Here is a 17,555-nt window from a genome sequence, read left to right on the forward strand (position 1 = left end):
CTTTGGGATATGCTAAGGCCATGTACGGCCGGGCCCATTTGGAGGAGCGTTTGAAGCGGGCCCTGGCCGAGGCCCTCCAGGGCCTCGAGGACCCCAGGCTCTTCCTCCTCACCGTGGAAGCGGTGCGGCTTTCCCCTGACGGAAAGGTCCTCACCGTGTACGTGGAGGCCTTCGCCGAGGAGGAGAAGGCCCTGGCTGCCTTGGAGCACGCCAAGGGGAGGCTCCTTTCCGCCCTGGCGGAAAGGGTGCGCCTCCGGCGCCTGCCCCGGCTGGCGTTTATGCCATGGAGACCACAACCCTCCTAAAGGTCCGCTACGCCGAAACCGACCAGATGGGAGTGGTGCACCACTCCGTCTACGCCGTTTACCTGGAGGCGGCCCGGGTGGACTTTTTGGAGCAGGCCGGGCTTCCCTACCACGCCATTGAGGCCCGGGGCGTCTATTTCCCCGTGGTGGAGCTTGGCCTCACCTTCCGCGCCCCAGCCCGCTTCGGCGAGGTGGTGGCGGTGAAAACCCGGCTTGCGGGCCTTTCCCGGCGTGACCTCCGCTTCGCCTACCGGGTGGAGCGGGAGGGCCTCCTCTTGGCGGAAGGCTACACCCGCCACCTCTGCCAGGTGGGGGAGAGGGCGGGGCGTATCCCGGAAGACCTCTACCAAGCCTTGCGTGTGCTACACTTAGGGTAGCATTTTGGGCATGGACCCTTTCACCCTCTTTGAACGGCACATCAACCCTGGGCTTGCTGGGCTTCTCCGCTTTACCGGCCTTGACCGCACCGAGTCCCACGCCGAAGGCCCGTATGTCTGGGACACCACGGGCAAGCGCTACCTGGACTTTTTGGGGCTTTACGGCACCCTGAACCTAGGGCACCGCCACCCCAAGGTGGTGGCCGCCGTGGAGGCGCAACTTCGGCGCATGCCCATGTCCGTGCGGGTCCTCGTTTCCGAGCCCACGGCGCGGCTTGCCGCCAAGCTGGCGGAGATCACCCCTGAGGGCCTGGAGATGGTCTTCTTCGGCAACTCCGGGGCCGAGGCGGTGGAGGCGGCCATCAAGCTGGCCCGGGCCTACACGGGGAAGCCCGGCATCGTCACCACCCAAGGGGGCTTCCACGGTAAGACCATGGGGGCCCTTTCCCTCACCCCCAAGCCCGAGTACCAGGACCCCGCCAAGCCCCTCCTTCCCGGGGTCAAGGTGGTGCCCTATGGGGACCTCGAGGCCCTGGAGGCTGCCCTGGACGAGGACACCGCCGCCGTCATCGTGGAGCCCATCCAAGGGGAAGGGGGTATCCGGGTGCCCCCGGAGGGGTACCTGAGGGGCGTCAGGGAGCTTACCCAAAAGCGGGGCATTCTCATGATCGCCGACGAGGTGCAGACCGGCCTGGGCCGCACCGGGAAGCTTTTTGGGGTGGACTGGGAAGGGGTTTCCCCCGACCTCATGACCCTGGCCAAGGCCTTGGGGGGCGGGGTGATGCCCATCGGGGCCTGCGTGGGCCGGCGGGAGGTCTTTGAGGTCTTCAAGCAAAACCCCCTCTACCACTCCTCCACCTTCGGCGGCAACCCTCTGGCGGCGGCGGCGGCCCTGGCGGCCATAGAGGTGACCTTGGAGGAGAACCTGCCCGAGAGGGCCTTGGAGGTGGGGGGGTACCTCATGGAGGGGCTAAAGGCCTTGCAAGGGGAGTTCCCCCACCTCATAGAGGACGTGCGGGGCCGGGGGCTGATGCTGGGCATAGAGTTCACCGACGCCGATATCGGCGCCTTGGTGGTGGCCGAGCTGGCCGAACGGGGGGTGATCACCGCCTTCGGCCTCAACAACCCCAAGGTGGTGCGCTTGGAGCCCCCCCTCATCATCGGCAAGGAACACGTGGACGAGGCCCTAGCCGCCCTTTCCGAGAGCCTAAAGGCCACCGAGAGGGCCTTGGAGGGCCTCCTGGGTTAGAATGCAAGAAACGCTGCTGGAGTTTTTCAAAAAGACGGGCAGGCCCCACCGCCTGGAGGAGATCCTAAGGCGGTTCGGCCTGGAAAAGCGCGAGGCCAAGGCCTACCTGAAAGCCTTGGTGCGGGAAGGGCTTTTGGAAAAGAAGGGAAGCCAGTACTTCCTCCCCGCCAAGGTGGTGGGCCCCCTTAGCCTTCACCGGGACGGCTACGGCTTCGTGCGGCTTCCGGACAAGGACCTCTTCATCCCCCCGGGGTACACCCTGGACGCGTGGCCCGAGGACCTGGTGGAGGCCCGCATCATGCCTCCCGGGCGGGACGGGAGGCCTTGGGGCGTGGTGGAACGGGTGGTGAAGCGGGCCCGGGAACGGGTGGTGGGCACCTTGGACTTCCGCCGGGGCTACGCCGTCCTCGTCCCCGACGAGCCGGGCCTGCCCGAGCTCAGGCTTCTTCCCGAAGGGCTCCATGGCCTCAAGCGGGGAAGCCGCATCGTGGTGAAGGTCCACTACGGCAAGCGCCCTTACGGGGAGTTCTTGGAATACCTGGGGGAAGGGGATGCCCCGGAGACGGAAACCGAGGCGGTCATCGCCAAGTACGGCCTGAGGGCGGAGTTTCCCGAGGAGGTCCTTAAGGAGGCGGAGGCCATTCCCCTGGAGATCCCGGAAAAGGAGCTTCAAAGGCGGCAGGACTTCCGCGCCTTACGGGTCTTCACCATAGACGGGGTGGACGCCAAGGACTTTGACGACGCCATCCACATTGAGCGGCTTCCCCGGGGCTACCGGGTGGGCGTCCACATCGCCGACGTTTCCTACTACGTGCAGGAGGGAAGCCCCTTGGACCAGGAGGCCTTCCTCAGGGGGACGAGCGTTTACCTACCGGGCCGGGTCCTGCCCATGCTCCCTGAAAGGCTTTCCAACGGGGTCTGCTCCTTGAAGCCGGGGGAGGACCGCCTCACCCTTTCCGTGCTCCTTGACCTCACGGAGGACCTCGAGGTCCAAAGGGTCCGCTTCGCCGAGGGGGTGATAAGGAGCGTGGCCCGCCTCACCTACACCGAGGTGGAGGCCTTCGCCGAGGGGTTTGGCCTGCCCGAGGCCCACGCCTTCTTGGCGGAGGACCTCAGGCTCCTTTTGGATCTCACCGGGCGGCTTCGGGCGAAACGCTTGGCCGCTGGGGCCTTGGACTTTAACTTCCCCGAGGTGAAGGTGGAGGTGGAGGGGGGCACCCTCCACCTCATTCCCCAAGCGGAGCCAAGGGCCCGTAGCCTCATTGAAGAGCTCATGCTCCTCGCCAACCAAAAGGTGGCCGAGTACCTGGTGAAGCGAGGCCTCCCTGGCCTCTTCCGGGTGCACGAGGAACCCCTGGAGGAGGCCTACGGCAAGCTCCGGCTGGCCCTGGCCCGGCTCGGCTACACCTTGCCCGAGGAGGTTTCGCCCCGGGCGTTGCAGAAGGTTCTCCTTAAGGCCAAGGGCCGCCCGGAGGAGCCCGTGGTGGCCAATCTGGTCCTCCGCTCCTTGCGCCTCGCCCGCTACGCCGCGGAGAACCTGGGCCACTTTGGCCTCTCCATGGAGCACTACCTCCACTTCACGAGCCCCATCCGCCGCTACCCGGACCTGGTGGTGCACCGGGTGCTCCGGGCTGCCCTGCGCCGCACCCTGACCCCGGCCAAGAAGGCCCGCTGGCTGGAAACCTTCCCGGGCATCGCCGAGCACGCCTCGGAGAGGGAACGCAAGGCGGAGGCGGCGGAAAGGGAACTCACCAAGTACTACATGGCCAAGTGGGCGGAGCTTCACGTGGGGGAGCGCTTCACGGGGAAGGTGACGGGGGTGGCGAGCTTTGGCGCCTTCGTGACCTTGAAAAACGGGGTGGAGGGCCTGGTGCGCCTCGAGGCCCTGGGGCCCTACACCTACAGCGAGGAGGCCCTGGCCCTCTTGGGCCCTAAGGGGAAGCGCATCCGCCTGGGGGACGAGATGGAGGTGGTGATCGCCGGCGCCAACCCCCGGCTACGGCAGATTGACCTGGTGCCCTACCGGGAAGAAGAGGCCCCCAAGAAGGGGGCTAGGGGAAAGGAGGTGGATATGCGCAAAGTGGTAGGACCACCCAAGGAAAAGGCGCGGGACACGCGGCCCGAGCGGGCCACCGTGGAAACGGTGTACTTTGGGGAGTGGCAACCCAGGGAAAACCGGGAAACCCGTCCCGTGGACACCCGGGCCCGGAAGCGGCGCCGGCGCCGCTAGGCAAAGGCCAGGGTGCCCGCCCCCACGGCGCTTAGGGTGGGGGCCTCGAGGTCCAGGCGGTAGGCCAGGACCTCGCCCTTTTGGCCCTGGAGGAGGGGGCTGAGGCTCGCCACCACCTCCGTGGCGTCCACCCGGGTAGGGTTCGCCCCCAGGTGGGCCAAGGCGGCCTCCGGCTCCCCTTGGGCCAGGCGCCCCAGGAAGCCCAAATCCCGCCGCCGCGCCTCCTCCGCCAGGGGGCGGGAGAGGGGCTTGTCCCCGAAGCGGGGCCCCACGTGGGAGAGGTCCACCGCCAGGACCAAAAGGCCCGGGTGCTCCGAAAGGACCGCCTTCAGGGCCTCGCCCAAGGCCGCCGTCCTTTGCCCCACCAGGAGGGGGAGGAAGCGGGCCTTGGGGAAAAGCCCTTTGAGGAAGAAGAGGGGAAGCTCTAGGCTATGCTCCTCCCGGAAGGCCAAGGGGGTGTTGAAGAGCTCAAAGGGCAGGAGGGCGTCCAGGGCCTGGAGGGCGGGGAGGTCCGGCTCCGCCGGGCCAAAGGGGGTGTGGAAGGGCACGGGGAGGGCGGCCGCCCGTTCCTTCAGGGGCCTATGGGCCACCCCCACCAGGTAGATGCGCTCGGGGGGCGGGGTTCTTTCCAGGCTGGCCAGGGCCGCCCCGTAGGCCTCGGGCACGCGGCTTGGCTCCAGGTGGGGGAGGAGGAGGGCCCTAGCGGGCGGAGCCTCCCCCGAGAAACTGGCCCGGAAGGCTTCCAAAAAAGCCCGGGCCTCCTCCTCCCTTTCCGGGTAGGAGAGCCCGGCGAGGCGCATGGGCCTTTCCCGCTTGAGCTTTTCCTCTTCCTCCTTGAGCCTCGCCTCCACCTTTTCCGTGAGGAGAAGCCCCGCCTCCTCCAGGGCGCGGGCGAGCTCCTCTAGCTCTTGCAAAGGCACGATGACCCCGTGGGCCTTGAAGACCTCCTCCCGCACCTCCTCCAGGGTGCGCCCCTCCATGAGGGAGAGGAGGAAAAGCCCCCCCTCCGTGAGGGCCAGGGGCTTCTCGTAGACCCCGTAAGGGTCCCGCAGGAGGAAGCCCCCTTCTATGGGGGTGATCTCGGGCGTGCGTAGCCTAAGCCGGCCTTCCACCCTTCCAATATAGGAGAAAGGCCTCCGCCTCCTCGCGGCTTCCCACCCTCCCCTCCGCCTGGGCGAGGAGGAGGGCCTCGAGGGCCCTTCCCACCTCGGGGCCCGGCCTTAGGCCCAAAAGGGCCATGACCTCCTCCCCGGAGAGGAGGGGCTTTTGCGGCAAGGGTTCTGCCATGGCCTCCTGGAAGCGCTCTAGGAGTTCCCAGGCCTCCGCCTCCACCTTTTTGGCCCCCAGGCGGTCCGCCGCCATGAGGTAGAGGAGGTGGGGGAGGAGGTCTTGGCGCTTGAGGAGGAAGCGGCGGAGGGCCCCTTTCTCCTCGGGGGGGCGGTCCATGTGCCGGCGCACCAGGGCGGCCACCTTCTCCTGCACCTCCTTGGGGAAGCGGAGCCAGGAAAGGGCCGCCTTGGCCACCTCGGCCCCCACGTCCGCATGGCCCAGGAAGCGGTACCGCCCCACCTCGGGGTCAAACCGGCGGGTGAGGGGCTTCCCCACATCGTGGTAGAGGGCGGCCAGGCGGGCCTCGAGGGGGGCGTGGGGCCAGAGCCAGAGGAGGTGGAAGAGGACGGAGAGGGTGTGCCGCCAGGCGTCCAGGTGGTGCACCCCGCCCTGGACGTGGCCCACGAGGGGGGTGAGCTCGGGGAGGTAGACCGCCAGGAGCCCAAGCCGCTCCAGGAGGGCGAGGCCGAAGGCCGCCCGGGGGGAAAGGAGGAGCTTGGCGAGCTCCTCCTGCACCCTTTCCCGAGCGGGGAGGGCCTCGGGGTGGGCCTGGAGGTGGCGGGCGTGGCGGCGGAGGGCCTCCCGGGTGGCCTCGGGGAGGCCCAGGCCTAAGGTGGCGGCAAGCCGCACGCCCCGGAGGCTCCGGAGGGGGTCCGCGTAGAGGTTTTCCTCCTTGACGGGCACCAGGACCCTCTTCTTTAGGTCCCTTTCCACCCCTTCCAGGCCGAAGATGGCCCCGTCTTTCCAGAGGAGGGCGTTCAGGCGGTAGTCCCGCCGGAGGAGGTCGGCCTCTAGGCTCCCTTCCAGGGGGGTGAAGTCCAGGGTGAGGCCCTGGGCCACCAGGCGGTAGTGGCCCCGCGCCGCATCCAAGGGGAAGAGGCTTCCCCCAAGGCGGCCTTGGGCCTCCTTCGCCGCCCTTTCCGGGTCCATGGCCACGTAGTCCAGGTCCTTGGGCCTAAGGCCCAAGAGGAGGTCCCGAAGAGCCCCTCCCACGGGGAAGGCCCCCTTGGGGGTATAAAAGGGGAAGTCCCTATGGCGCACCAGGCGAAGCACCCCATCATTATCGGCATCACCGGCAACATCGGGAGCGGCAAAAGCACCGTGGCCCGCCTCCTTAGAGCCTGGGGCTACCCCGTCTTGGACCTGGACCTCCTGGCGGAAAGGGCCAGGGAGAACAAGAAGGAGGAGCTTAGGCGCCTTTTCCCCGAGGCCTTTCGGGGCGAGGCCCTGGACCGGAGGGCCTTGGGGAGGCTCGTCTTCGCCCACCCGGAGAAGCTTCGGGCCCTGGAGGACCTCCTCCACCCGGAGATCCGCCGCCTCCTGGAGGAAGAACTGGCCCGCCTCCAGGCCCCCCTCGTCTTCCTGGAGATTCCCCTCCTCTTTGAGAAGGGGTGGGAGGGGAGGCTGGACGCCACCCTCTTGGTGGCCGCCCCCTGGGAGGAACGCCTTCGGCGGGTGGTGGCCCGCTCGGGGCTTAGCCCCGAGGAGGTCCTGGCCCGGGAACGGGCGCAGATGCCCGAGGAGGAGAAGAGGAAACGGGCCACCTGGGTGGTGGAGAATGCGGGGAGCCTCGAGGACCTGGAAGGGGCCCTCAGGCGGGTTCTCGCCGACATCGGGGAGCGCTTTGGGGTAAGGTAAGGCCATGCGGGTGGCGCTCATCTCGGGGGCGAGCCGGGGCATCGGCGAGGCCACGGCCCGCCTCCTCCACGCCAAAGGGTACAAGGTGGGGCTTTTCGCCCGGGACGGGGAAAGGCTTCGGGCTTTGGCCGAGGCGCTCGGGGAAGGGGCCATGGCCCTCCCCGGGGACGTGAGGCGGCTTGCGGACTGGGAAAGGGCCGTATCGGCCCTGGAAGAGGCCTTCGGTGGGCTTTCCGCCCTGGTCAACAACGCCGGCATCGGCATCATGAAGCCGGTGGCGGAGCTTTCCGAGGCGGAGGTGCGGGAGGTCTTGGAGGTGAACCTCCTGGGGCCTTTCTTGGGCTTAAAGGCCGCCCTCCCCGCCCTCAAGCGGTGGCGGGGCGTGGTGGTGAACGTGGGAAGCCTCGCTGGCAAGAACCCCTTTAAGGGGGGTGCGGCCTACAACGCTAGCAAGTTCGGCCTCTTGGGCCTCATGGGGGCGGCCATGCTGGAGCTAAGGGAGGAAGGGGTGCGGGTGGTGAACGTTTTGCCGGGCTCGGTGGACACGGGCTTCGCCGGGAACACCCCGGGCCAGTCCTGGAAGCTTTCCCCCGAGGACGTGGCCCAGGCCATCCTCTTCGCCCTGGAGATGCCGGAAAGGGCCCTGGTGAGCGAGATAGAGCTCAGGCCCACCCACCCTCCCGCCAAGGCGGGGTAGGCTTAGAACATGTTGCCTCCCAGGCTTCAAGCGGCCCTGGACCTCATCCGCTCCCTGCCCAAGGAGCTCAAGACCGAGGTCCTCCTGGAGTACGCCAAGAAGGTCCCCCCGCCCCCCCAAGGGGTGGAGCTGGAGCGGGTGCACGAGTGCCAGACCCCCTTCTTCCTCCGGGCGGAGGTGGAGGGGGGAAGGGTGCGCCTCCACTTCATGGTTCCCGACGAGGCCCCCACGGTGAAGGCCTTCGCCGGGATTTTGAAGGAGGGCCTCGAGGGCGAACCCCCCGAGGCCGTTCTGGCCGTGCCCCCCTCCTTTTACCGGGGGGCGGGGCTTGAGGAGATCCTCACGCCCCTAAGGCTCAGGGGCCTCGAGGCGGCGCTTCTCCGCCTGCAGGAGCAGGTGCGCAGGGCCCTCTGATGCTTCTCGCCTTTCTGCTCGGCTACCTTCTCGGGGGGCTCCCCATCGCCTACTGGTTCGGGGCCCTTCGGGGGAAGAACCTCCTCCAGGAGGGTTCGGGTAACCCGGGGGCTTTGAACGCCTACCGCCTCCTGGGGCCCATACCCGGCCTCATGGTCCTCTTCCTGGACCTCTTCAAGGGGGTGCTCTCCGTGGCCTTGGGGGAAGGGGCCATGGGAAGCCCCTTAGGGGGGCTTCTCGGGGGCGTGGGGGCGGTGTGGGGGCACGCCTTTTCGCCGTGGCTCCTCTTCCGGGGGGGCAAGGGCTTGGTTCCGGGGGCCGGGGTGCTCCTGGCGGTGGACCCTAGGCTTCTCTTTGGGGCCCTCTTCCTTTTTGCCCTCCTGGCCTCCTTGAGCCGCAGACCCCAGCGTGCCCTTCTGGCCGTGGCCCTAGGCATGCCCATCCTCGCCGCTTGGGTGGGGAAGACCCTGCCCTATCTTTTTTTCGGGCTGGGCCTTGGCCTTCCTGTCGCCCTGCGCCTCTTTCAGGACCGGTCACGTTAGGTGGCTTACCCCGCCCGAAGGTATAGTCTAGGAAGGCGCGGCCTTGGTGGCCGGTTTTTACGTGGGATATTGCTTGGCGGTGAACAAGGGGGCCATAAAGCCCCGAAGGCTAGCCCTCTTTCTATGACAGGAGATACCCGTATGCCTTTAAGGCAGGCCCTCGTCATCTACAAAGGCAAGCCCGCCCTGGCCGAGGAAAAGGGCGACCGGCTGGAGCTCACCCTGGCCACGGGGGAAAGGCTCAAGGTCCGGCCCAAGGACGTCCTCCTCCTCCACCCGGGCCCGGCGGGCCTGGCCCTGGAGGTGCCCCCCGGGGAGGAGGAGGCGGCGTGGGAGCTCCTGCAGGGGGAGGCGGTGAGCCTGAAGGAGCTCGCCGAGCTGGTCTACGGGGCCTACACGCCCGAGACGGCCTTGGGGGCCTACCTCCTTGCCCAGAAGGGGGAGCGGTTCGTGCTGGAGGGGGAAAGGGTTAGGGCCCGCACCGCGGAGGAGCTCGCCGCCTGGCTTGCGGCCAAAAGGGAGAAGGAGGCCCGGGAAAAGGCCTTCCAGGAGGGCATCGCCCGGCTCAAGGCGGGAAGCCCCGCCCCGGAGGACCGCCCCCTCCTCGCCGAGGTGGAGGCCCTGGCCTGGGGCGAGCGGAAGGAAAGCCCCGTGCTGAAGGCCTTGGGCCTCCCCGAAACCCCCGAGGCGGCCCACGCCCTTCTCCTCCGCCTCGGCCTTTGGCGGCGGGAAAACCCCCACCCCAGGCGGCTTGGCCTGCCCCTCGAGGCTCCCCACCTCCCCCTTCCCCCCTTGCCCGAGGAAAGGCGGGAGGACCTCACCCACCTCCCCGCCTTCGCCATTGACGACGAGGGGAGCCAGGACCCCGACGACGCCCTCTACGCCGAGCGGGTGGAAGGGGGTTTCCGCCTCCTGGTGCACGTGGCGGACGTGGCCGCCCTGGTGGCCCCGGGAAGCCCCCTGGACCGGGAGGCCCTGCGCCGGGGGGCGAACCTCTACCTCCCCGAGGGCACCGTGCCCATGCTTCCCCCGGAGGCCACGGCCCTTTTGGGCCTGGGCCTACAACCGGTTTCCCCAGCCCTCACCTTTGAGCTTTGGGTTTCCGAGGAAGGGGAGCTCCTTGAGGAGCGGATTTTCCCGAGCTGGGTGCGGGTGGAAAGGCTCACCTACGCCGAGGCCCTGGGCCATGGCGGGCTTTCCCCCTTGCGGGAGGTGGCGGAGGCCTTCCGCAGGCGGCGCCTCGCCCAAGGGGCCCTGGAGATCTCCCTCCCCGAGGTGAAGGTGCGGGTGGAGGGGGAAAGGGTGCGCATCACCCCCCTTCCTCCCTACGAGAGCCGCATCTGGGTGCGGGAGGCCATGCTCCTTGCGGGCTACGCCGCCGCCCACCTGGCCTTCCGGGAGGGGCTCCCCTTCCCCTACGCCACCCAGGAGGCTCCAAGCCGCAGGGTGGAGGGGGAGGGCCTCGCCGCCATGTGGGAGCAGCGGAAGACCCTGAAGCGGGCCCAGCTCAAGGCCACCCCTGCCCCCCACAAGGGCCTTGGCCTTCCCCTCTACGCCCAGGTGACGAGCCCCTTGCGGCGCTACCTGGACCTGGTGGCCCACCAGCAACTGAGGGCCTGGCTCAAAGGGGAGAAGCCCCTTTCCCAAGGGGAGCTTTTGGAGCGGGTGGGGGCGGCGGAGGCGGTGGCGGACGCCGTGCGTGAGGCGGAGCGCAAGAGCAAGCTCCACTGGACCCTCCTTTACCTCCAAGAGGAGGGGTACGAGGGGGTGGGGGTCTTGGTGGAGCGGCGGGGCGGGCAGGGGGTCTTCCTCCTCCCCGAGCTCGGCCTTTCCGCCCAGGTGGCCCTTCCCCGGCCCCTTCCCCTAAACGCCGAGGCCCGCCTCCGCTTCCTGGAGGCGGACCTGGCTGCCCTCGAGGCCCGCTTCGCCCTGGTCTAGCTACATGTGCTCAATGAGGGCCCGCCCGAACTCGCTCGTCTTGAGGAGGGTGGCGGGCTTGCCCTCCGCCAGCAGGAGGCGGTGGAAGTCGTAGGTGACGAGCCCCTTGGCGATGGTGCGCTCCATGGCGGCGAGGATCAGGTCCGCCGCCTCGTTCCAGCCCAGGTAGCGGAGCATCATCTCCCCGGAGAGGATCACGCTGCTGGGGTTCACCTTGTCCTGGCCCGCGTACTTGGGGGCGGTGCCGTGGGTGGCCTCAAACACGGCGTGGCCCGTCTGGTAGTTGATGTTGGCCCCGGGGGCGATGCCGATGCCCCCCACCTGGGCCGCCAGGGCATCGGAGATGTAGTCCCCGTTGAGGTTCAGGGTGGCGATGACGGAGTACTCGTCGGGCCGGAGGAGGATCTGCTGCAGGAAGTTGTCGGCGATCATGTCCTTGATGACGATCTCCCGGCCCGTGCGGGGGTTCTTCAGGACGTGCCAGGGGCCGCCGTCCAGGGGCACCGCCCCGTACCGTTCCCGGGCCAGGGCGTAGCCCCACTCCCGGAAGGCCCCTTCGGTGAACTTCATGATGTTGCCCTTGTGCACCAGGGTGACGCTGGGGAGGTCCTCCTTGATGGCGTAGTCAATGGCCGCCGCCACCAGGCGCTCCGTGCCCTCCTTGGACACGGGCTTGAGGCCGATGCCGGAGGTTTCCGGGAAGCGGATTTTGGCGTAGGCCTTGGGGAACTCCCGCTTGAGGAAGTCCAGGACCTTCCTGACCTCCTCGCTCCCCGCCGGCCACTCAATGCCGGCGTAGATGTCCTCCGTGTTCTCCCGGAAGATGACCATGTTCACCAGCTCCGGGTGCTTCACCGGGCTCGGCACCCCCTGGAACCAGCGCACGGGGCGCACGCAGGCGTAGAGGTCCAGCTCCTGCCTTAGGGCCACGTTGATGGAGCGGATGCCGCCCCCCACGGGGGTGGTCAGGGGGCCCTTGATGGCCACCAGGTACTCCCGGATGAACTCCAGGGTTTCCTCGGGAAGCCAGATGGGCTCCCCGTAGACCTGGTTGGCCTTCTCCCCGGCGTAGATTTCGGCCCAGGCGATTTTGCGCTTCCCCCCGTAGGCCTTTTCCACGGCGGCGTCTAGGACGGGCTTGGCCGCTCTCCAGATGTCGGGGCCGGTGCCGTCCCCTTCAATGAAGCCGATGATGGGCCGGTCGGGCACCTGCAAGGTGCCCCCTTGGATGGTGATCCGTTCGCCGTCCTCCGGAATCCGGATGTGTTTGTAGCCCATGGCTACCTCCGGGCCCTAGCATACCGCTACCCTGGGGGAAAAGTGTCCTAGACTCTTCCTATGCCCGAGGCCATGGTGGTGGGGGCGGGGATTGTGGGGGCGGCCTGCGCCTATCGGCTTGCGGAGGCGGGGCTTAGGGTCTTGGTCCTGGAGAAGGAGGCCACCTTCGCCCAAGGTTCCACGGGAAGGAGCGCGGGCGGGGTGCGGGTGCAGTTTTCCGAGCCCCTCAACGTCCTCCTTTCCTACCATTCCATCCTGGAATACCGGGAGGTGGAGGAGGCCCATTACCGGCCCATCGGCTACCTCTTCCTGGTGCCAGAAGGCCTAAAGGAAGTCCAGGAGGAGGCCCTAAGGACCCAGGAGGCCCTGGGTGTGCCCGTGCGGCGGCTTTCCCTGCCCGAGGCCCAGGAACTGGTGCCCTTCTGGGAAGAGGGCCTTGCCTTCGCCACCTACGGCCCCCTGGACGGGGTCATTGACCCCCACGGGATGACGGGCTTTTACCTGCGGGAGGCCCGCCGGCTTGGGGCCGAGGTGCGCTTCGGGGAGGCCGTCCTTTCCGCCAAGCGGGAAGGGGGGGTGTGGTGGGTGGAAACCCCTAAGGGGCGGTACGAGGCCCCCTACCTCCTCCTCTGCACCGGGGCCTGGACGGGGGAGGTGGGGAGGCGGTTGGGCCTGGACCTTCCCGTCTACCCCGTGCGGCGCATGGTCTACGCCACCGCCCCCCTGGGCCACGCTCCCCTCTACCCCCTCACCATAGACCTGGCCACGGGCTTTTACTTCCGTCCCGAGGGGGAAAGGCTCCTTTTGGGCCGCTCCAACCCGGACGAGCCCCCGGGCTTCCGGGAGGGGGTGGACTGGGCCTGGCTTGGGCCCACCTTGGAGGCGGGCCTTTCCCGCTTTCCCTTCCTGGAAAGCCTCGCCCTGGACCGGAGGGCGAGCTGGTTCGGCTACTACGAGATGACCCCTGACGCTAACCCCCTCCTGGGCCCCGTGGAGGAGGGGCTTTGGGTGGCGGCGGGCTTCTCCGGCCACGGGGTGCAACAGGCGGCCATGGTGGGGCGGCTCATGGCGGAGGAGGTGGTCTACGGGCGGGCGAGGAGTCTGGACCTAAGCCCCTTCCGCCCCCAGCGCTTCCGGGAGGGAAGGCTTTTGCGAGAAAGGGGCATCGTCTAGCGGGCGAAGAGGGTGAGGAGGGCGAGGGCGGCGGCCAGGGCGGTGAAGTAGAGCATGAGGCGGTTGAGGGCGGTGTTGATCTCGGCCTTCACCTCTTGGCGCAGGCTGGTGATTTCCTCCCGTGTTTCCTGGCGCAGGGCGGCGATATCCTGCCGCAGGCTGGTGATTTCCTCCTTCGTTTCTTTCCGCAGGCTGGCAATCTCCTCCTTTATTTCCTGCCGCAGGCTGGCGATCTCCTCCTTCACTTCCTGACGAAGGGCCTCTATTTTGCTCTCTAGCCGGGCGATTTCCGCCTTGACCTCCTGCCTGAGGAGGTCCATGCGGTGCTCCAGGGAGGAAACCCGGTCGGGGAGGGTGGCCATGACCCCCTCCACGATGCCCTCCAGCTTGTAGAGGCGTTCCTCCGTGGTCATTGCCCTTAGGGTAGCACGCCTGGGCAGGGGGATAGAATGCTCCTTGTGGGGCAAGCGGCGGAAAGGCTAAAGTTCTATTCCCCGGAGGAGTACCTGGCCTGGGAGGCGGAGCAGCCCACGCGCCATGAGTTGGTGGAAGGCTTGCCCTATGCCATGGCAGGGGCGAGCCGGGTCCATAACCTCCTTGTGGGGAACCTGTACGCCGCCCTGAGGCCCTGGGCGCGGCCCCAGGGGTGCCGTATCTACACGGAGAGGGTGAAGCTTCGGGTGGGGGAGCGCACCTTTTACTACCCTGACCTGATGGTGGTCTGCGAGGGCGAACCGCCCCACAGCCACTACGAGGAGAACCCGTGCCTGGTGGTGGAAGTCCTTTCCGAGGCCACGGAGCCCGTGGACCGGCGGGAGAAGCTCTGGCGCTACCGGGAGTTGCCCAGCCTGCAGGGCTACCTCCTGGTGGATAGCCGCGCCCGTAGGGTGGAGGTCTACGCCCGTCAAGGGGAGGGGTGGCTTTACACCCTGGCGGAAGCCGGGGTGGTGGAGGTGCCTTGTTTGGGAGTCCGGGTCTCCTTGGAGGAGGTGTACGAGGGGGTGGGGGTGTAGCGGGGGCCTTCTTCGTTTCCGAAAGCTCGGGAGTTCCATGCCCCATGGGGGGCGGCCTTTAGGGTTGCCTTCGGGGGGTGCCCTCACCGGGCAAAGAGGGTGAGGAGGGCCAGGGCGGCGGCCAGGGCGGTGAAATAGAGCATGAGGCGGTTTAGGGCGGTGTTGATTTCCGCCTTGACCTCTTGGCGGAGGCTGGTGATTTCCGCTTTCATCTCCTGGCGGAGGCTGGTGGTTTCCGCTTTCATCTCCTGGCGCAGGCCGGTAAACTTCTCCTCCATTTCCCTCTGGAGGGCGGCGATTTCCGCCTTGACCTCTTGGCGGAGGCTTGCGATATCGGCTTTCAGCTCCTGGCGCAAGCCGGTGAATTTCTCCTCCATCTCCCTCCGGAGGCCGGCGATTTCCGCCTTTACTTCCTGGCGGAGGCTTGCGATTTCCTCCTTCACCTCCTGCCGCAGGAGGTCCATGCGGTGCTCCAGGGAGGAAACCCGGTCGGGGAGGGTGGCCATGACCCCCTCCACAATGCCCTCCAGCTTGTAGAGGCGTTCCTCCGTGGTCATTGCCCTTAGAGTAGCACGGGGCGTTCGGTTAGGATGAGGGAGTCCTTCGGGGCGGAAAGGGGTTCGCATGCGGGCTTTTGTTTGGGTTTTGGCACTGATGGGCCTGGCCTTGGGCCAGGGGGTGGTGAAGGGGTTAAAGGAAGCCGAACTGGAGGCGGTCTTGCGCCAGGCGGGCATCCCCTTTGCGCGCACGGGCCAAGGGGAGTACCGGCTGGAGATGGCGGGGCTCAAGAAGGTCTGGCTCTACCTGGACTACTGCCAGGAGGAGGTGTGCGGCGTCCTTTCCCTAAGTGCCGGCTTTAGCCTGGACGAGCCCCCTTCCTGGGAGGTGGTGAACGCCTGGAACCGGGAGCACCGCTTTAGCCGGGCCTATTTGGACGAGGAAGGGGACGTGTGGCTGGAGTCGGACCTGGACCTGACGGGCGGGGTAAGCCTGGGGGCGGTGGTGGCCTTTTTGGAGCTTTTCGCCGAGGAGATATTGCCCCGTTTTATGGAACAAATTGAGTTTACCCGATAGCCCAGTGGGGGTACTTAATGTGTTAGGCACTGCGCCCACACCCGAGTTTTTAAAAAGGGCCAAGTGGTATCTATTTTTTGCTTTTTCCTGGGGCTTTCGTGTAACATTGCTTTGTGGTGAGCTTACTGCTTAGATATTGGTGGCCGGTGTATGCTTTTCTCTACCCTTTGCTTTTTTACCCAACGCATGCAAGGGACTTAAGGTGGGACTACGCTGTGCATGTTTGGGTTAGCAGTTTCTTTTTAGGGGGCGCATTGGTTTTAGAAGCTTTTAGTCATCCGCATACACATCTGTCTCACCTGCCCCGTCTTGGTCTTTGGTTATGGAAAAGACCGGTTTTGCTTGTGGCCTGGATTTATGCATTGTGGACACTATTAGCGGTTCCGTTTGCTGTCAATCCTATTTTTGCCCTGACAGGCAGTCCGGAAGGTCTGGGAGATGGGGCACTTTGGGTCGTGCTCATGGTTGCGATAGCGACTTTAATAGCTTTAAGGGTGGAAGAAGAACCCTCTCTAAGACACACCCTTTTAAAGGCTATATATGCCTCTGGGCTTATTTTGACCCTCCTCGCTGCGGTTGAAGTTATAAATAAGCGGGCGTGGATAGGGAATTTTTCAGCAGATGTTTTGCCGCAAGTTACCTTTGCTTCCAAAGGGCATCTTGCTGGCTTCCTTGGGCTCGCATTGGGCGGTGTTATTTATCTTGCAAATCCTTTTATGGTATTTGTTCTGGCTATGGGGGTAGGATTAACGTACAACCGGGCCTCTTTAGTGGGTGTTCTCATTGCTTTTTCCCTGGTCTATAAGAGGTATGGTGTGAGACAAGTTTTTCGTGTAGGTTTGATTTTTGGGTTAGGCCTTGTCTTAGGGCTGTGGATAGTGCGCGTGAGTGGGTCAGGGGGAGAAAAGCCTCTAGAAAGTTCTTCTTCTCTAGAGCAAAGGTGGTATGGGTGGAAAGCGGCGGTAGCAGGGATAGCGGACCGGCCTTGGATGGGCTATGGAGCGGGCGGCTTTCATTTTGTGTGGCCGAGATATTTATCTGAGGAAGATCTAGCCTATTTCTTGCGTATCATGTGGGGAGCTCAGATGGTGTTGTCTAAAGGGGTTAACGGCGAGGGTATACCTGCCTTCGGCATAGTGGATATGGAGGGCAGAAGACGGGTTCTGGTGGTGGATTCTTTTAAGGCTCACAACGAATTTTTGGATCAAGCGCTTCTTTACGGTTTACCCGGTGCAGCCTTATGGTTATGTGTGCTGCTATTGGCTATCCGATGGTCCTGGCCGACGCCAGTGGCAGCTGCTTTGATTGCTTATCTTGGTTTTTTGGGTTTTTGGTATAACATTTTCTACAACCAGGGAGTTTTCTGGGCGTTCATAGGCATAGCGGGCGGAGGGATAACCGCCCGCAGTGTAGCTGGCGGCATTAAGGGAGGTGTGTAAGCTTTCCGTTTTCGCTTGTGTAAATCACCTTTGTGATTGTAGCGCCGTCTACAACGGCCTCTATGACGAAGTCCATTGAAGTGGGGAAGGAAATGGAGCACATGCTTATGCTCCGAGGGCGGTAGCCGAATCCGGTAAGGCAGTCTGTAAGGTGGACTGGTAGCCTACCCGTAGGGTCCCGGAGGGCCTCTAGGCTGACGGCTACGTTTCGTACATATGCTTCTGCGGAGGTCAGATTCGCCTTTTTGCGGGTCGTTGCAATGGGGAGGTACGTGAGGGCAAGGAAGAAGCCAAGTAGTGTGACCACTACTAAGAGCTCTATTAGGGTAAATCCTGCGCGCATGGTTACTCCGAGGTAACCTGACTAGAACCAAGGGGCCGGGAAGCCCCGGCCCCGGAGTCCTCACAGTTGCTTACTGGAACGAGAATTGCCCGGTCGCGCTGTCAAACGATAGGCTGTTGTAGCGGGCGCCGCGGAGGCTGGCGGTAACGGTAAAGTTCACGCTATCGTTGTTCGCTGTAACGTTGCAGCTGCTAACTGAAGCAGGAGGATTGCTAACGAAGTTGGTGCATGCTCCAAGGGTAGGCAGGGCGCCTGTGGTGGGATCACGCGCAGCTTCTACCGCAGTAGCCACGTTGCGCACATACGCCTGGGCCGCGGTGGTGTTAGCGTTCCCACGAGCATTCAAGAGGTTGGGAATCAGAACTGCCGCCAGGATGGCGATGATGGCGATGACGATCAGGAGCTCAATCAGGGTGAAGCCTTTAGCGTTGCGCATACTTCTTTCTCCTCCAAGATTTCCGCGCTTTCATCTATCGCGCGGCCATGAGTGCCTGTTGCCGAAAAGCCTTCTTACCG

Annotated in this window: 20 protein-coding genes; 13 read left to right on the top strand and 7 right to left on the bottom strand. The window is 65.5% G+C overall.

Going from position 1 to position 17,555, the window contains the following annotated elements:
- The first annotated feature begins 20 nt into the window (after positions 1-20).
- Genes LXN00_RS04805 through rnr form a run of 4 tightly spaced genes read left to right on the top strand, consistent with a single transcriptional unit; the run spans position 21 to position 4,161 of the window.
- Entirely contained in the window at positions 21-305 is a 285-nt protein-coding gene (locus LXN00_RS04805; RefSeq protein ID WP_071676317.1) for a ribosome-binding factor A, read from the top strand.
- Positions 284-682 carry an acyl-CoA thioesterase gene (locus LXN00_RS04810; RefSeq protein ID WP_071676316.1) on the top strand — a complete coding sequence of 133 codons (399 nt, stop codon included), beginning with the start codon at positions 284-286 and terminating at the stop codon, positions 680-682. Before LXN00_RS04805 ends, LXN00_RS04810 begins: the two co-directional genes overlap by 22 nt.
- A gap of 4 nt (positions 683-686) precedes the next feature.
- The gene (locus tag LXN00_RS04815) at positions 687-1,931 is read left to right on the top strand and encodes an aspartate aminotransferase family protein (protein WP_071676315.1); all 1,245 of its coding nucleotides are present in this window, start codon (positions 687-689) and stop codon (positions 1,929-1,931) included.
- 1 nt (position 1,932) lies between these two features.
- Positions 1,933-4,161 carry a ribonuclease R gene (gene rnr, locus LXN00_RS04820; protein WP_234505560.1) on the top strand — a complete coding sequence of 743 codons (2,229 nt, stop codon included), beginning with the start codon at positions 1,933-1,935 and terminating at the stop codon, positions 4,159-4,161.
- Here rnr and amrB read toward each other — a convergent pair.
- Entirely contained in the window at positions 4,158-5,273 is a 1,116-nt protein-coding gene (amrB, locus tag LXN00_RS04825; protein ID WP_234505563.1) for an AmmeMemoRadiSam system protein B, read from the bottom strand. The genes rnr and amrB overlap by 4 nt on opposite strands.
- On the bottom strand, positions 5,257-6,543 hold the full coding sequence (locus LXN00_RS04830; protein ID WP_234505566.1) for an HDIG domain-containing metalloprotein: 1,287 nt from the start codon (positions 6,541-6,543) through the stop codon (positions 5,257-5,259). The genes amrB and LXN00_RS04830 overlap by 17 nt, the downstream gene beginning before the upstream one ends.
- On the opposite strand from LXN00_RS04830, the gene coaE reads away from it, so the two are divergent.
- The 5 genes from coaE to LXN00_RS04855 all read left to right on the top strand — a co-directional run bounded on the left by coaE (position 6,523) and on the right by LXN00_RS04855 (position 10,719).
- The gene (coaE, locus tag LXN00_RS04835; RefSeq protein ID WP_234505569.1) at positions 6,523-7,128 is read left to right on the top strand and encodes a dephospho-CoA kinase; all 606 of its coding nucleotides are present in this window, start codon (positions 6,523-6,525) and stop codon (positions 7,126-7,128) included. The genes LXN00_RS04830 and coaE overlap by 21 nt on opposite strands.
- A gap of 4 nt (positions 7,129-7,132) precedes the next feature.
- A complete protein-coding gene (locus LXN00_RS04840) occupies positions 7,133-7,825 on the top strand; it encodes an SDR family oxidoreductase (protein WP_234505572.1) in 693 nt (230 codons plus the stop codon).
- Between the two features lie 9 nt (positions 7,826-7,834).
- Positions 7,835-8,239 (top strand): SufE family protein, encoded by a 405-nt coding sequence (locus LXN00_RS04845; protein WP_234505574.1) that lies wholly within the window; start codon positions 7,835-7,837, stop codon positions 8,237-8,239.
- Positions 8,239-8,781 (top strand): glycerol-3-phosphate acyltransferase, encoded by a 543-nt coding sequence (locus tag LXN00_RS04850; RefSeq protein ID WP_234505577.1) that lies wholly within the window; start codon positions 8,239-8,241, stop codon positions 8,779-8,781. The genes LXN00_RS04845 and LXN00_RS04850 overlap by 1 nt, the downstream gene beginning before the upstream one ends.
- A gap of 141 nt (positions 8,782-8,922) precedes the next feature.
- Positions 8,923-10,719, top strand: a complete 1,797-nt coding sequence (locus tag LXN00_RS04855; protein ID WP_234505580.1) for an RNB domain-containing ribonuclease — start codon at positions 8,923-8,925, stop codon at positions 10,717-10,719.
- Here LXN00_RS04855 and icd read toward each other — a convergent pair whose 3' ends face one another.
- On the bottom strand, positions 10,720-11,997 hold the full coding sequence (gene icd / locus LXN00_RS04860) for an NADP-dependent isocitrate dehydrogenase (RefSeq protein ID WP_234505583.1): 1,278 nt from the start codon (positions 11,995-11,997) through the stop codon (positions 10,720-10,722).
- Positions 11,998-12,057: 60 nt separating this feature from the next.
- On the opposite strand from icd, the gene LXN00_RS04865 reads away from it, so the two are divergent.
- Positions 12,058-13,170, top strand: a complete 1,113-nt coding sequence (locus LXN00_RS04865) for an NAD(P)/FAD-dependent oxidoreductase (protein WP_234505587.1) — start codon at positions 12,058-12,060, stop codon at positions 13,168-13,170.
- Here the strand turns inward: LXN00_RS04865 and LXN00_RS04870 are convergent.
- The gene (locus LXN00_RS04870; RefSeq protein ID WP_234505590.1) at positions 13,167-13,583 is read right to left on the bottom strand and encodes a DUF1640 domain-containing protein; all 417 of its coding nucleotides are present in this window, start codon (positions 13,581-13,583) and stop codon (positions 13,167-13,169) included. The genes LXN00_RS04865 and LXN00_RS04870 overlap by 4 nt on opposite strands.
- A gap of 36 nt (positions 13,584-13,619) precedes the next feature.
- Here LXN00_RS04870 and LXN00_RS04875 point away from each other — a divergent pair, with 36 nt between their 5' ends.
- Complete coding sequence (locus LXN00_RS04875; protein ID WP_234505594.1) at positions 13,620-14,183, top strand: Uma2 family endonuclease; 564 nt, start codon at positions 13,620-13,622, stop codon at positions 14,181-14,183.
- A gap of 83 nt (positions 14,184-14,266) precedes the next feature.
- Here LXN00_RS04875 and LXN00_RS04880 read toward each other — a convergent pair whose 3' ends face one another.
- Complete coding sequence (locus LXN00_RS04880) at positions 14,267-14,740, bottom strand: DUF1640 domain-containing protein (RefSeq protein ID WP_234505597.1); 474 nt, start codon at positions 14,738-14,740, stop codon at positions 14,267-14,269.
- 67 nt (positions 14,741-14,807) lie between these two features.
- On the opposite strand from LXN00_RS04880, the gene LXN00_RS04885 reads away from it, so the two are divergent.
- Together LXN00_RS04885 and LXN00_RS04890 are read left to right on the top strand one after the other, a co-directional pair.
- Positions 14,808-15,257: a YbjN domain-containing protein gene (locus LXN00_RS04885; RefSeq protein WP_234505600.1), complete on the top strand. Its 450-nt coding sequence runs from the start codon at positions 14,808-14,810 to the stop codon at positions 15,255-15,257.
- Positions 15,258-15,370: 113 nt separating this feature from the next.
- Positions 15,371-16,696, top strand: a complete 1,326-nt coding sequence (locus LXN00_RS04890) for an O-antigen ligase family protein (protein ID WP_234505603.1) — start codon at positions 15,371-15,373, stop codon at positions 16,694-16,696.
- Here LXN00_RS04890 and LXN00_RS04895 read toward each other — a convergent pair.
- Positions 16,680-17,039, bottom strand: coding sequence for a prepilin-type N-terminal cleavage/methylation domain-containing protein (locus LXN00_RS04895; protein ID WP_234505604.1), 360 nt, complete (start codon positions 17,037-17,039; stop codon positions 16,680-16,682). The two genes, LXN00_RS04890 and LXN00_RS04895, sit on opposite strands and share 17 nt — an antisense overlap.
- A 70-nt stretch (positions 17,040-17,109) precedes the next feature.
- Complete coding sequence (locus LXN00_RS04900; protein ID WP_234505607.1) at positions 17,110-17,475, bottom strand: prepilin-type N-terminal cleavage/methylation domain-containing protein; 366 nt, start codon at positions 17,473-17,475, stop codon at positions 17,110-17,112.
- Between the last annotated feature and the right edge of the window lie 80 nt (positions 17,476-17,555).

The sequence above is a fragment of the Thermus brockianus genome, assembly GCF_021462505.1.
In the GTDB taxonomy this organism is placed as follows: Bacteria; Deinococcota; Deinococci; order Deinococcales; family Thermaceae; genus Thermus; species Thermus hydrothermalis.

Excerpts from the sequence above, each read along its gene's own strand:
- LXN00_RS04805 (WP_071676317.1), top strand. The coding sequence starts at position 21 with ATGTACGGCCGGGCCCATTTGGAGGAGCGTTTGAAGCGGGCCCTGGCC.
- LXN00_RS04810 (WP_071676316.1), top strand. The coding sequence starts at position 284 with ATGGAGACCACAACCCTCCTAAAGGTCCGCTACGCCGAAACCGACCAG.
- rnr (WP_234505560.1), top strand. The coding sequence starts at position 1,933 with ATGCAAGAAACGCTGCTGGAGTTTTTCAAAAAGACGGGCAGGCCCCAC.
- coaE (WP_234505569.1), top strand. The coding sequence starts at position 6,523 with ATGGCGCACCAGGCGAAGCACCCCATCATTATCGGCATCACCGGCAAC.
- LXN00_RS04840 (WP_234505572.1), top strand. The coding sequence starts at position 7,133 with ATGCGGGTGGCGCTCATCTCGGGGGCGAGCCGGGGCATCGGCGAGGCC.
- LXN00_RS04845 (WP_234505574.1), top strand. The coding sequence starts at position 7,835 with ATGTTGCCTCCCAGGCTTCAAGCGGCCCTGGACCTCATCCGCTCCCTG.
- LXN00_RS04850 (WP_234505577.1), top strand. The coding sequence starts at position 8,239 with ATGCTTCTCGCCTTTCTGCTCGGCTACCTTCTCGGGGGGCTCCCCATC.
- LXN00_RS04855 (WP_234505580.1), top strand. The coding sequence starts at position 8,923 with ATGCCTTTAAGGCAGGCCCTCGTCATCTACAAAGGCAAGCCCGCCCTG.
- icd (WP_234505583.1), bottom strand. The coding sequence starts at position 11,997 with ATGGGCTACAAACACATCCGGATTCCGGAGGACGGCGAACGGATCACC.
- LXN00_RS04865 (WP_234505587.1), top strand. The coding sequence starts at position 12,058 with ATGCCCGAGGCCATGGTGGTGGGGGCGGGGATTGTGGGGGCGGCCTGC.
- LXN00_RS04870 (WP_234505590.1), bottom strand. The coding sequence starts at position 13,583 with ATGACCACGGAGGAACGCCTCTACAAGCTGGAGGGCATCGTGGAGGGG.
- LXN00_RS04875 (WP_234505594.1), top strand. The coding sequence starts at position 13,620 with ATGCTCCTTGTGGGGCAAGCGGCGGAAAGGCTAAAGTTCTATTCCCCG.
- LXN00_RS04880 (WP_234505597.1), bottom strand. The coding sequence starts at position 14,740 with ATGACCACGGAGGAACGCCTCTACAAGCTGGAGGGCATTGTGGAGGGG.
- LXN00_RS04885 (WP_234505600.1), top strand. The coding sequence starts at position 14,808 with ATGCGGGCTTTTGTTTGGGTTTTGGCACTGATGGGCCTGGCCTTGGGC.
- LXN00_RS04895 (WP_234505604.1), bottom strand. The coding sequence starts at position 17,039 with ATGCGCGCAGGATTTACCCTAATAGAGCTCTTAGTAGTGGTCACACTA.
- LXN00_RS04900 (WP_234505607.1), bottom strand. The coding sequence starts at position 17,475 with ATGCGCAACGCTAAAGGCTTCACCCTGATTGAGCTCCTGATCGTCATC.